The organism is Eudoraea sp. (genome assembly GCF_049665975.1).
Lineage (GTDB): Bacteria > Bacteroidota > Bacteroidia > Flavobacteriales > Flavobacteriaceae > Eudoraea.
The window spans coordinates 1-12,210 of sequence record NZ_JBATGR010000006.1; the positions used below are offsets into that span (position 1 = coordinate 1).

Sequence of the window (12,210 nt, forward strand, 5' to 3'; positions counted from 1 at the left end):
TGCAAGATTCTGAAAAGGCCAATGACCTGGATTATCAAATTTTTAATATCAATGCCAATGGTCCCGCCTCTGATTTTTCACCATCTTTTTACAAGGATGATAAATTACTTTTTACCAGTACCAGAAGCCTTAAGGCAAGCAAAAAAAAGCCAAACCGGGAAAATGAATACCTTGAAATATTTGTAGCCAAAGTAGGAAATGATGATCAGATCCTAAATCCCAATCCGTTTATGGATGTTCCTGAATCTAATTTTCATCAGGCAACACCTTTTTATTCCAAAACAAAGGATGCTGTATTTTATGTGAGCTCCAATGAAGAATATGATCAGTTAACTTTTGACGAAAACGGCAAAAATAGCCTGGCGATTATGATGACTTCCGGGGATGGAACCTCTCAATATCTATTAAGAGATCCAAGTACATCTTTTTACTACCCCTTCTATGATGCCAATACCAGCCGGCTTTACTTTGCAGCTAATTTTCCTGATGGATTTGGGGGCACAGATCTTTATTATGTAGATACTAACGAAGGAAAAATAATGTCTGCACCGATAAATTTGGGATCAAGGATAAATACCCCCGGAAACGAGGTCTCGCCATTTGTATTTGAAAATAGTCTTTACTTTGCTTCCGATATCTTTTACGGGCTTGGGGGCATGGATATTTACAAGTCGGAAATGCAGGATGATGAATTTTTCAGTATTCCGGTTAATTTGGGAATGGGTCTCAATTCGGAGGAGGATGATTTTGGATTCATAATCAAGAACAATAAAACAGAAGGGCTTATCGGTTATTTTTCATCGAATAGAGCAGAAGGTAAAGGCAAAGATGATATTTATGGATTTACAGTTGATGAAAAACCGGGACTGAAAACATTGGTACTAAGAGGTCAGGTAAAAAACTCAAACTCAAAAGAGGGGGTTTCAAAGGCGGCTGTTAGAATATATGATACTGACCAAAACCTTATCAAGGAATTTTACACCAAGGAAGATGGAACATACAGGTTGGAAATTCCATGGAGAGAATCTCTTATGCTTGAGGTTTCCAAAGAGCGATACTCTGCTTCAATCCAGTCTTTTGATGAAACGGCAATTAAAGGTCTTGATGATAATAATATAGTGGATATAGAACTCCTGTTTCTGGATGATCTTGTTGAAGAAAAGGAGGATCAGACTGTAATAAAATTGAAGAAATTTTATTTTCAAAAAGGTAATTATAAAATAACTCCAGAGGTGGCTGCGGAGCTGGACAAAGCTGTGATTGCCATAAAAAACTTTCCTCAATTGCAATTGCGAATAGAATCTCATACTGATAGTCGCGGTGGCGGAGCCACAAATTTTAGATTATCACAACGGCGTGCAGATGCGATGAAGGACTACTTAGAGGAGCATGGTGTTTCATCTTCAAATATTTTGTATTCCATCGGTTATGGAGAGGATAGAATAATCAATTCTTGTAAGAATGGTGTATTCTGTCTTGAACAGTTACATAATCAGAATGAGAGACAATTAATAGTTGTCTTAAATTATGACCTCCTATTTTAAGCTTACTTCGTTATAGATAATGATCTAGTCCGTACTATGCGTACCGGTTTCATAAACGCATGCAACACTTCAATAGGTATAACATTTCAACGGTCGAATCAAAAAATTTATCTTGCATACCCATTAATTATGGGGAATACTTATATTTAGACAAATAAATACTTATATGAGTAGTGAATCTAAGGCTAAAGGGTATTGGAAAAAAAACCTCCAATACCTTTCAATTTTGTTAGGTATTTGGTTTTTGGTGTCCTATGGTTTTGGAATTCTTTTCAAGGAAGACTTAGATACTATTCAATTTGGCGGGTTTAAACTTGGTTTTTGGTTCGCACAGCAGGGATCAATCTATGTCTTTGTTGTCCTGATATTTATCTATGTCAGATTGATGAATCGCCTTGATAAGAAATACGGTTTCGACGAATAAATAAAACCAACCAAACTTATTCATTTTATGGATGTACAGAACTGGACACTAACCATTGTTGTCCTTACTTTTTTACTTTATATAGGAATTGCAATCTGGTCAAGGGCCAGTTCTACCAAAGATTTTTATGTTGCCGGGGGCCATGTTCCAGCTTTTGCTAACGGATTGGCTACCGCAGCAGACTGGATGTCAGCTGCATCTTTTCTTGGAATGGCAGGGTTAATATCTTTTGATGGTTATGATGGTTCTGTATATTTAATGGGTTGGACCGGGGGATATGTTCTACTTGCACTTCTTCTGGCACCCTATCTGAGAAAATTTGGACAATTTACCGTACCCGACTTTATTGGTGATCGCTACTATTCCAATATAGCGCGTTCTGTTGCTGTTGTATGTGCCCTTATGGTTTCATTTACCTATGTGGCAGGTCAAATGCGGGGTGTAGGTCTTGTTTTTTCCAGATTTCTGGAAGTACCTATAAATACAGGAGTAATCATTGGTATGATTATCGTACTGTTCTATGCCGTTTTGGGGGGTATGAAAGGGATCACTTATACACAGGTAGCCCAATACTGCGTATTGATTTTTGCCTTTATGGTACCTGCTATTTTTATTTCTATTCAAATGACAGGACATTCAATTCCTCAATTGGGAATGGGTAGCAATGTAATTGGCGAAGGGGTTTCATTATTGGACAAGTTAGACGGATTATCTACAGAGCTTGGATTTGATGAATACACAAAGGGTTCTAAGCCTATGATTGATATATTTTTTATTACTGCCGCTTTAATGGTGGGAACCGCAGGTTTACCTCATGTTATTGTCAGGTTTTTTACGGTACCCAAAGTAAAGGATGCAAGAAAATCTGCAGGTTATGCCCTATTTTTTATAGCCATTTTGTATACCACGGCTCCGGCGATTGCAGTTTTTGCCAGAACAAATTTAATTGAGACGGTAAGCAATAAAAATTATGCAGAGATGCCTGCATGGTTCTCTAAATGGGAATCCACCGGCCTGTTAAAATTTGAGGATAAAAATTCTGATGGAATTATTCAGTATGTTGCGGACCCTATGATTAATGAATTGAAAGTAGATAAGGATATTATTGTTCTCGCCAACCCCGAGATAGCTAATTTGCCCAATTGGGTAATTGCATTGGTAGCAGCCGGGGGATTGGCGGCTGCACTTTCTACTGCGGCGGGTTTATTGTTGGTTATCTCCACATCAATCTCACATGATCTGATTAAAAAACAATTCAAACCAGATATTTCAGATAAAAATGAATTGGTTATTGCAAGAATGTCTGCCGTAGTAGCAGTATGTATTGCTGGTTATTTTGGTATTAATCCGCCAGATTTTGTAGCAGCTACGGTGGCCCTTGCCTTTGGTTTAGCCGCTGCATCTTTTTTCCCTGCCATAGTGATGGGTATTTTTTATAAAAAGATGAATAAAGAGGGCGCGGTGGCCGGCATGATAGCGGGTATGGCAGCCATGTTGTTTTATATGCTAAAATTTAAATTCGATATGTTTGGAGGTGGGACATCGAAAGATTGGTGGTTTGGAATTTCTCCTGAAGGCTTTGGTACTGTAGCTATGTTGCTTAACTTTATGGTATCAATTATTATATCCTTATTTACACCTGACCCTCCAAAAGAGGTCCAGGAAATTGTGGAGAATATTCGAATACCTAGCGGTGTTATGGAAGCAAATTCTCATTAAAAAAAGTTAGTATGAGCAATTATCACATTAAACATTTAGAAGAATATTTTCAGGTATATCGTAAGTCTGTTCAAAATCCTGAAGCTTTTTGGGAAGAAATAGCTGAAGAGCATTTTGTATGGCGCTCTAAATGGGATAGGGTGCTAAGTTGGGATTTTACAAAACCGGAAATTAAATGGTTTGAGGGTGCAGAGCTTAACATAACGGAGAACTGTCTTGATAGGCATCTGCCAACTAAGCGCAATAACACTGCGATTATTTTTGAACCTAATGACCCTAAAGAAGAAGCACTGCATATCACTTATGGCCAATTGCATGAAAGCGTATGCAGAATGGCTAATGTGCTCAGGGAAAATGGAATAAAAAAAGGGGACCGTGTTTGTGTATACCTCCCCATGATTCCAGAATTGGCCTATACTGTATTGGCCTGCGCCAGGGTTGGGGCCATACATTCTGTTGTTTTTGCCGGCTTTTCTTCAAATGCATTAGCTACCAGGATAAATGATTGTGATTGTAAAATGGTTGTAACTTCAGATGGTTCCTACAGGGGTAATAAAACTATAGACCTGAAAGGAATCGTTGATGTGGCCCTGGAAGATTGCCCGGGTGTGGAGCGGGTTTTGGTAGTTGAGCGTACCGGAGGAAAAGTAAAGATGAAGAAGAACCGGGATTTGTGGTTAAAACCATTATTGGATAGTGCCTATGCAGATAGTGATGCCGAACGAATGAATTCTGAAGATCCTCTTTTTATACTATATACATCAGGCTCAACTGGCAAGCCAAAGGGTATGGTACATACTTGTGGAGGGTATATGGTATATACAGCTTATACTTTTAAAAATATATTTCAATACAAGGATGGTGATGTATATTGGTGTACCGCTGATATTGGATGGATTACAGGTCATTCCTATATTATTTATGGCCCCCTGGCAAACGGGGCAACTACTGTTATGTTTGAAGGGGTGCCCTCATATCCGGATTATGGGCGATTTTGGGAGGTTGTTGAAAAGCATAACGTAAATCAGTTTTATACTGCCCCTACCGCAATAAGGGCATTGGCAAAGGAAAACCTGGATTATGTTGAAAAATATGATCTCTCTTCCCTAAAAGTTTTAGGATCTGTTGGCGAGCCAATTAACGAAGAAGCCTGGCATTGGTACAATAACAATATAGGACGCGGTAAAAGCCCTATAGTAGACACCTGGTGGCAAACAGAGACTGGTGGAATAATGATCTCACCTATACCCTACGTTACGCCAACAACCCCTACTTATGCCACCTTGCCATTTATTGGCATACAACCTGCACTCATGGACGAGGAAGGTCATGAAATTATGGGAATTCAGGTAGACGGACGGTTGTGCATAAAGTTTCCATGGCCCTCAATGGCCAGAACCATATGGGGAGATCATGACAGGTACAGGGACACTTATTTTACTGCCTATAAAAACAAGTATTTTACAGGAGATGGTGCCCTTAGGGACGGAGTAGGATATTACAGGATAACCGGTCGGGTTGATGATGTGATCATTGTTTCAGGTCATAATCTGGGGACTGCTCCAATTGAAGATGCAATAAACGAACATCCAGCTGTGGCTGAATCTGCCATTGTTGGTTTCCCGCATGATATCAAAGGAAATGCACTTTATGGCTTTGTAATTCTAAAGGAAATTGGTGAAACCAGGGACAGAGATAACCTTAGGAAAGAAATAAACCAGCAAATCACCGAACATATCGGCCCAATTGCTAAGTTAGAGAAGATACAGTTTGTTTCTGGTTTACCTAAAACACGAAGTGGCAAGATAATGAGACGTATTTTAAGAAAGATCGCTTCTAAAGACACGGAAAATCTTGGGGATATTAGCACGTTATTAAATCCTGAAGTAGTAAAAGAGGTTATGGATAACGCCTTATAGGCTTTAGTTACTAACCTAAAAAAGGACCATCCAGCAATAATAAATTGCAAACAGTGACAGGAAAATTATTCCGGCGAAAGTCAGGACTTGTAACCCCTTACTTGGATGAAAATGGTTAGGAAGATCATGACTCATTACATTTTTTAAATTCATATAACCGACTATCGGAGCTAAAACAAAAGAGACAAAAGTTGCAAGAGCTACCAGTGCCCCCATATTTGCTCCAAAAGCTGTGATTACAATAAAATTAACGAGTGCTAAAAGTATAACCCCTGAGGCGTAATACTTTCTACCGGTAAAATCTTTATTCTTAGGGGTAAGCAAACCAACTATGTCAATACTAACCCTTGATATGGCATCATGGGCCGTCATACAGGTGCTAAACATGGTGGCGAAGGCAGCAACAGCTATAAAAATATATGCCCAGTTACCAATATGTGTAGTAAAAAGTTTGACAACCTGATCTGCAAACGTAATGGCATTGCCGCTCAATTCGGTATTTGTCCCATAAAGTGTCATCCATCCGATGATTAAAAAGAATATAGCAAGTACAGCAGTCATCAAATACCCGGAGTTAAATTCCTGTAATGCTTCTTTTAATGAAGGTTTCGCCTTGTTTAATTTATATTTTTCAAGACTCCAAAGGCTGATCCAACTCGAGGCTTCAACAGCTGTGGGCATCCAACCAATTAGCCCAATTAAAAACAAGATACCCACCTCATTAAATATCGGAGGTCTAACAAAACCGGAAACCGGTTCTACCTGCCCTTTATAAATCACTAAAAATGTAGTAACAAGTAATGCCACAAATAAAATAGAGATAACAAATTTTAAGGAGGTCTCCAGAAAGCGATAACGACCTATGATTAGCAGGGTACTAATAAATATAAATAAACCAAGAGCAACCATGGCAACTGAAAGTTTTTGAACATTAAACAGGTTAATGAATAATCCTGCAGTTACCACGTAAAGTGCCGCCAGGATCGTAAATGTAGTTACCAGAGTAATAAAAGCATAAAGCCATAAATAACCTTTACCCCGATTGAGATATCCTTCTATCAGGGACTTATTGGTTACATTGGTATATCGTATTCCGAATTCGAAAAAAGGGTATTTTAAAATATTGGCCAGGATAATGGGTATTACCATAACCCAGCCGTACTGCGCACCGGCTTTGGTTGATAATACCAAATGAGATGTGCCTATCGCCATGCTTGCAAACAACAACCCGGGGCCAAGATTTTTAAGTAGCTTTTTAAACTTTGACATGTGTGGTTGGGTTAACTTTTAGCGACTAAAATAGGTTATTTTATACAAAAAGAGGAGGCCCTTATTTTATCTCAATTTTTTCGCCATAAAACCGGGGTTGAGTATTTAGAAGCAGATCAATAAATACTTTTACCCTGGCGAAATATTCCCGAAACTGAACCTTGAGCCCTTGTTTTCCAGAAATCCCCTCCGCATTAAAACCTATAGCTTTCAAACCTTTTTTCTCGGCGAGATAAATTGCCCGTTCATTGTGAAATTTTTGAGAGATTACAGTTACACTATCAAGGCCGAAGATAAATTTAGCCCTTACCATGGAATCTAATGTTCGAAAACCAGCATAATCCAGAAATATTTTATCAGTTGGTATCCCGCCTTCTACTAAGTCCTTTTTTATAGTTGTTGGTTCATTATAGTATATAGTCCCATTATCACCGCTTACTAAAACAAACTCTATTTTCCCGGCTTTATAAAGTGCAATGGTTGCATCAATTCGATGTGCGTAATACGGATTTATACCGCCCTCCACAAGCATTCTTGAAGTGCCTAGTACCAGGCCGACTTTATTTTTGGGCATACTAGCCAGATCCAGATCACTAAAGGTTTTTCCTCTTGCTGAAATTTCAATCGTAAAATTGGAAACTACTACAACGAGAATTGACAAGAGTATCACAACGGCCAATAAAAAACGATATTTCCTTTTAATGGATATTTTCATTGCAATTTTAAAGGTAAGGAAACGGCCGCTATCTTTTTGGACTTAAAGACAAAAACAAGAAATCAATTTGAACTTACTAAAATGGATTTTTTAGTATTGATTAGTTATTTTTAATATTTAATTAGCACTAATTAGTTAACATTTTGGTCATCACTTCCTGAGCAGTAGGATTTTTACGTAATTCGCATAAATAAATTTAATTATGACATTATTTATTGATATGGATGAAGTGATTGCCGACACCTATAAGGCACATATTACGCTTTATAATAAGGAATTCGGTGAAAACCTCACAGTGGAGGAATGCATTGGAGGTGAAGTGTGGCAAAGTGTTCCTGAAAATCGTAGAGACAGTATACACCGGCACTGCCACGAAGAAGGTTTTTTTCGGGCCCTGCCTGCTATTGAAGGAAGTATAGAAGTGATAAAGGATTTGACAAAAACGCACGATGTTTTTATTGCCTCGGCCGCCATGCAATTTCCAAATTCTTTACTTGAGAAACATTATTGGTTAGATGAACATTTTCCTTTTATTGATTGGAAACGGCGCATATTATGCGGAGATAAACACATACTTAGGGGAGATATCCTTATTGATGACAGGAAATACAACCTCGAAAATTTTGAAGGGAGGTCAATTATGTTTAGCTCTCCTCATAATGTAAATACCAATGGGTTTGAGCGGGTAAATACCTGGCAGGAAGTGGCAGAAAAGCTGCTATAAGTTTTGAGTAAATTGCTCTGGGATCGTGAAGATCAAATAATTAATGTGGGTAAGAAAGTGAGCTGTTAATTGTAAAAAAGGTTAAAAGGACAAAGCTCAAACGCTTATATTGTATTCTTTTTCCTGGTTTATTTTTGATATTTCTTCTTTGAGGTAATCTTGGGTAACTTATTCCAGGATGACATCTATAAATACCATTTTTAAAATAAGACAAGTGAAATTCGTGACGTTTTGAAATAATGGACGCCTTTCAGTGTGCTACTTAAAATTCTGGTTGAAGGTTAGTTTACCCTTCTAAATCCGCCTTCTTTAAAACGATATCTTGCCATGAATCCCCAATTACTGGTTATAAAGTCAAAATCATTGGTTACAGCAAAACCGGGTCTCCAGTCGAATCCAATTGTCAATGGAAATTTAAAGGAATACTCTACCCCAAAATTGCCGACAATATTAAAATCAAAATCATTTTCGAAGAAAAATTCCGGTCCAACCCCGGGGTAAAATTTAAGACCCTCCGGACCATCATTGAGTGCGAAAAGCCAATCAAAATAAGCGCCCACACCAAAATTTTCCAAATAAACCGTGGGATGAAGCCTTGGTGAGATGCCAAGCGGAATGGTTCCGTCAATACCGATATTATCACCAATTCGTACACCTGCTTCAATGTTTGTCTGACTATACGAGATTGTGCTGAATGTCATACATAAAACTGTTAACGCAAACAGAATCCTGAATTTTTTCATTATGATTTAGTTATAATTTATAGACCGTTTAAGAAGAAGCAAAGTTACTTCATTTAAACCATTTCAGCTACAGTGTACATTAGTATTTTATTCAGCAGAGTTAGGGCTTTTTAAATCTTGTTAATTAGGATTTAATCACTATTAACAAGAAACTTCACTGAGACTATTTCCAGGACAATTCGTTATCGAAAGGTAAAGGCCAGCAAAACAACTAAAAAAGAAGCAATGATACGAGAGCTGGAATTTTTAGTTGCAAATATAATTCTGCAATTCTGCAATTTTCTCCGGAGAATTAAAAGTTCCTCCGTAAAATGAAGTGACGGTAGCCGAGGTATTATCTTTAATGCCCCTTGATGAAACGCATAAGTGCTTTGCATCAATAATTACCGCCACATCCTGGGTATTAAGTGTGGTTTGTAATTCCACTGCTATTTGGTTCGTTAGACGCTCCTGTACCTGTGGTCTTTTGGCAAAATATTGAACTATACGGTTTAATTTAGAAAGACCTATAACCTTTCCGGAAGAAATGTAGGCTACATGGGCCTTGCCTATAATAGGCACAAAATGATGTTCGCAATTGGAGTAAAAAGTAATATCTTTTTCTACCAACATCTGATTGTATTGATACTTGTTATCGAATAGAGCCACTTTGGGTTTGTTTTGTGGATTTAACCCGGAAAAAATTTCATCTATGTACATTTTCGCCACACGTTTTGGAGTACCTCTTAGTGAATCATCATTCAGGTCCAAGCCCATAACATCCATAATTTGAGCGAATAATTGTGCAATACGTTCCTTTTTTCCATCATCACTGATTGCAAATGCGTTTGGCTTCATCGGAGTTTCTAGTCCGGTGTAGAGGTGATCATCACCAATTTCTTCATGCGTAAACCCATTTAATAATTCTTCTGATTCAATTAATGTGTTCAATAATATATCCTGATCTTTCATGTGGCGGTATTAATAATTTATTTCATTTCTCTAATCTGAGTAATGTCTGTTCTAATTTACTTATTGGTAAAGATAAAATTAATGTTTAATAATAAATGTTAAAGAATAAACAAAAATACAATCTTCCTAAAAAAGAATATTGTAAACATTATAAATATAGAGTAGAGAGTTTAGAAAGTATTAAAATAAATGTATAACAAAAAGAGATTATATTTAAACAGATACTAATTTTGCGTTTTTCAATTTTAGAAGTATCAAGCTATGGAACTTCATTTTAAATAATGGGTTCTATGTTTGGAATCTTTAAAAGGAGAATACAAAAAGACCTACTTCAGAAGAAATATCACAAGTTAATGGAAGAGGCACATCGCTTGTCAAAAGCGAACCGAAAATTAAGTGAAGTTAAGATTTTTGGAGCAGAGGAAATAACGAAAGAAATAGAGAAACTGTAAGTGTAATTTTAGGTTATTCTTTTTCAGGTAGGCAAATTAGATATATTTAGCTTGGCTGATGTTTATTGTATTTAAGGATATAATGACATCAGCAAACATTGCTTAATAATAAATCTGCTCTGAGTTCCTCTAGAGATGCTTTGAAATAAAATTTAAAAGTTATCCCTTTTTGGCTTTTTTAATTCTTTTAGCTTCTTTTTTTTCTTTTGCTGTTAAGAGTGGTTCTTTTTTGACAGCTTTCTTAGAGTCTTTACCTTTTGACATAATATGTTTATCTTATTAGGATAAAGTTAGTGTTAATTGTTTTACGGAAGTAATTTTTTTAATAAGGAAATTAAAACTTTCATGAAATAGACCTGCCTTTTAATTTCAAAAATTTTGACCTGGAGATTATTTGATAAAAAAATGTATCCATTGGGACAGGAAATTGGTGGTTCCGTCACTTTTCATTTGTAAAAGGGACTAATAATACCTAACATAGCTTACCATTAAAAGAATACTTCTTATTTAGACAAATTCAGTATTTGAAGAATAAGTTTGAGTTTGTATTGTGAATGTGTTGAATAGCTAAAATTGACTTTATTTCTATAGTACTTTTGAATGAACCACTTAGTTCTCAATTATTATAACTTTTTTGTAAAAACCTTTTATGTTTTGCAAGCTAGCGAAGCAGCAGTTGAACGTTATTTCAATTATGATGGACTTAGTGAATTGGTTACAATACTTCTGCTTTTTTGCGTTACGCTGATTGTTGTAGTAACACCTCTTTTTTTAATTTTTTGCTGGATTTACTATTCACGGGAATATGTAAAAAAATACAGAAACAAGGAAGGTTCAAAAGAATCAATAATGGAAAATGGGCTTCCTTCAAATGGGATAATTACAAAATCTGACAAAATTGAGTATAGCAAAACATACAGCAGAATGTTTGGGTTTGGTTTGAGTATTATAGCCTATGGAATTTCCAGCAATGTCTATATGTTCTATACGTTTAGTGAATTCAAGGATGCTCTGATTAATTATTTTAGTTTTCCATTCAGAATTTTCAGAAGCTTAAAGATATTGGAAAAAATTCCCACTAACAGTATACCACTTACAGAGGTATGGAGCGCAATGCTAATTATTGTAGCCATATCCGCAGCAGTATTTATAATTGGTTATTTTATTGGTAAAATAATTGTAGCCATGCGATTGGATGAGGAACCACAGGTAGTTTAAAACTTTTCCCATTCTTCAATTTAATTGATTTCACTTTAACGACTAATGTATTATTTGTTCCTAATGACTTAAATCATTTTAAACCATTAGTAACCAGTAGATATTTGTATGCCTATTGGTAATATCTGCCTTAAACGGTTATAAATGAAAGTACTTACCAGCACTATAGGATCGTGCTTATATTTTTGTACAAGATCATTACCAATGCTTAACAGATCACTATTATGAAAAAAAAGGAGAGCTATTCATTACCACTTATGCATGATTCTCAAATACCATTGGCCTTTCCGGTAAATAAAAATACCGCTAATGTCGATGGCGCTATTATGGCGGGAGATATTGGGGCAACAAAAACAAATCTGGCACTTTTTAAAATTCATAAAGGACAACTTACCCTAGTGAAGGAGAAATCATATCACACCGGGGATTTCAGCGCATTTACAGAAATGGTGTTTTCTTTTCATTGGGATAAGATGCCTGTCATAGATGCAATCTGCCTGGGCGTTGCCGGCCCGGTTACCAGGGGTAAAGT

General features: G+C 36.6%; 12 protein-coding genes. 8 read left to right on the top strand and 4 right to left on the bottom strand.

The window, feature by feature from the left end; all coding sequences use genetic code 11:
* The 4 genes from WBN20_RS00255 to acs form a co-directional block, all read left to right on the top strand.
* A partial coding sequence (locus tag WBN20_RS00255) for an OmpA family protein (RefSeq protein ID WP_424280288.1) occupies window positions 1-1,544 on the top strand: 1,544 nt, incomplete at its 5' end.
* 166 nt (window positions 1,545-1,710) lie between these two features.
* Window positions 1,711-1,968 (top strand): DUF4212 domain-containing protein, encoded by a 258-nt coding sequence (locus WBN20_RS00260; RefSeq protein WP_424274387.1) that lies wholly within the window; start codon window positions 1,711-1,713, stop codon window positions 1,966-1,968.
* A 27-nt stretch (window positions 1,969-1,995) separates the two neighbouring features.
* Window positions 1,996-3,687: a sodium:solute symporter family protein gene (locus tag WBN20_RS00265; protein WP_424274386.1), complete on the top strand. Its 1,692-nt coding sequence runs from the start codon at window positions 1,996-1,998 to the stop codon at window positions 3,685-3,687.
* A gap of 11 nt (window positions 3,688-3,698) precedes the next feature.
* Window positions 3,699-5,606 (top strand): acetate--CoA ligase, encoded by a 1,908-nt coding sequence (acs, locus tag WBN20_RS00270; RefSeq protein WP_424280289.1) that lies wholly within the window; start codon window positions 3,699-3,701, stop codon window positions 5,604-5,606.
* Between the two features lie 15 nt (window positions 5,607-5,621).
* Here acs and WBN20_RS00275 read toward each other — a convergent pair whose 3' ends face one another.
* Both WBN20_RS00275 and WBN20_RS00280 read right to left on the bottom strand, forming a co-directional pair.
* A complete protein-coding gene (locus WBN20_RS00275; RefSeq protein WP_424280290.1) occupies window positions 5,622-6,875 on the bottom strand; it encodes an NRAMP family divalent metal transporter in 1,254 nt (417 codons plus the stop codon).
* Window positions 6,876-6,936: 61 nt separating this feature from the next.
* Window positions 6,937-7,590 (bottom strand): SanA/YdcF family protein, encoded by a 654-nt coding sequence (locus tag WBN20_RS00280; protein WP_424272810.1) that lies wholly within the window; start codon window positions 7,588-7,590, stop codon window positions 6,937-6,939.
* A 202-nt stretch (window positions 7,591-7,792) separates the two neighbouring features.
* Here WBN20_RS00280 and WBN20_RS00285 point away from each other — a divergent pair, with 202 nt between their 5' ends.
* Entirely contained in the window at window positions 7,793-8,314 is a 522-nt protein-coding gene (locus WBN20_RS00285) for a 5' nucleotidase, NT5C type (protein WP_424280291.1), read from the top strand.
* Window positions 8,315-8,595: 281 nt separating this feature from the next.
* Here WBN20_RS00285 and WBN20_RS00290 read toward each other — a convergent pair whose 3' ends face one another.
* On the bottom strand, window positions 8,596-9,015 hold the full coding sequence (locus WBN20_RS00290) for a hypothetical protein (RefSeq protein ID WP_424280292.1): 420 nt from the start codon (window positions 9,013-9,015) through the stop codon (window positions 8,596-8,598).
* A 288-nt stretch (window positions 9,016-9,303) separates the two neighbouring features.
* A complete protein-coding gene (folE, locus tag WBN20_RS00295) occupies window positions 9,304-10,008 on the bottom strand; it encodes a GTP cyclohydrolase I FolE (protein WP_424272813.1) in 705 nt (234 codons plus the stop codon).
* Between the two features lie 290 nt (window positions 10,009-10,298).
* Between folE and WBN20_RS00300 the strand changes: the two genes are divergently transcribed.
* The 3 genes from WBN20_RS00300 to WBN20_RS00310 all read left to right on the top strand — a co-directional run.
* Complete coding sequence (locus WBN20_RS00300; RefSeq protein WP_424280293.1) at window positions 10,299-10,460, top strand: Lacal_2735 family protein; 162 nt, start codon at window positions 10,299-10,301, stop codon at window positions 10,458-10,460.
* Between the two features lie 600 nt (window positions 10,461-11,060).
* Window positions 11,061-11,678: a hypothetical protein gene (locus tag WBN20_RS00305; protein WP_424280294.1), complete on the top strand. Its 618-nt coding sequence runs from the start codon at window positions 11,061-11,063 to the stop codon at window positions 11,676-11,678.
* 224 nt (window positions 11,679-11,902) lie between these two features.
* Window positions 11,903-12,210, top strand: a 308-nt coding sequence (locus WBN20_RS00310) for a glucokinase (RefSeq protein WP_424280295.1), incomplete at its 3' end; no start/stop codon positions are given.

Excerpts from the sequence above, each read along its gene's own strand:
- WBN20_RS00280 (WP_424272810.1), bottom strand. The coding sequence starts at position 7,590 with ATGAAAATATCCATTAAAAGGAAATATCGTTTTTTATTGGCCGTTGTG.
- WBN20_RS00305 (WP_424280294.1), top strand. The coding sequence starts at position 11,061 with ATGAACCACTTAGTTCTCAATTATTATAACTTTTTTGTAAAAACCTTT.
- WBN20_RS00275 (WP_424280290.1), bottom strand. The coding sequence starts at position 6,875 with ATGTCAAAGTTTAAAAAGCTACTTAAAAATCTTGGCCCCGGGTTGTTG.
- acs (WP_424280289.1), top strand. The coding sequence starts at position 3,699 with ATGAGCAATTATCACATTAAACATTTAGAAGAATATTTTCAGGTATAT.
- WBN20_RS00290 (WP_424280292.1), bottom strand. The coding sequence starts at position 9,015 with ATGACATTCAGCACAATCTCGTATAGTCAGACAAACATTGAAGCAGGT.
- WBN20_RS00260 (WP_424274387.1), top strand. The coding sequence starts at position 1,711 with ATGAGTAGTGAATCTAAGGCTAAAGGGTATTGGAAAAAAAACCTCCAA.
- WBN20_RS00300 (WP_424280293.1), top strand. The coding sequence starts at position 10,299 with ATGTTTGGAATCTTTAAAAGGAGAATACAAAAAGACCTACTTCAGAAG.
- WBN20_RS00285 (WP_424280291.1), top strand. The coding sequence starts at position 7,793 with ATGACATTATTTATTGATATGGATGAAGTGATTGCCGACACCTATAAG.
- WBN20_RS00265 (WP_424274386.1), top strand. The coding sequence starts at position 1,996 with ATGGATGTACAGAACTGGACACTAACCATTGTTGTCCTTACTTTTTTA.
- folE (WP_424272813.1), bottom strand. The coding sequence starts at position 10,008 with ATGAAAGATCAGGATATATTATTGAACACATTAATTGAATCAGAAGAA.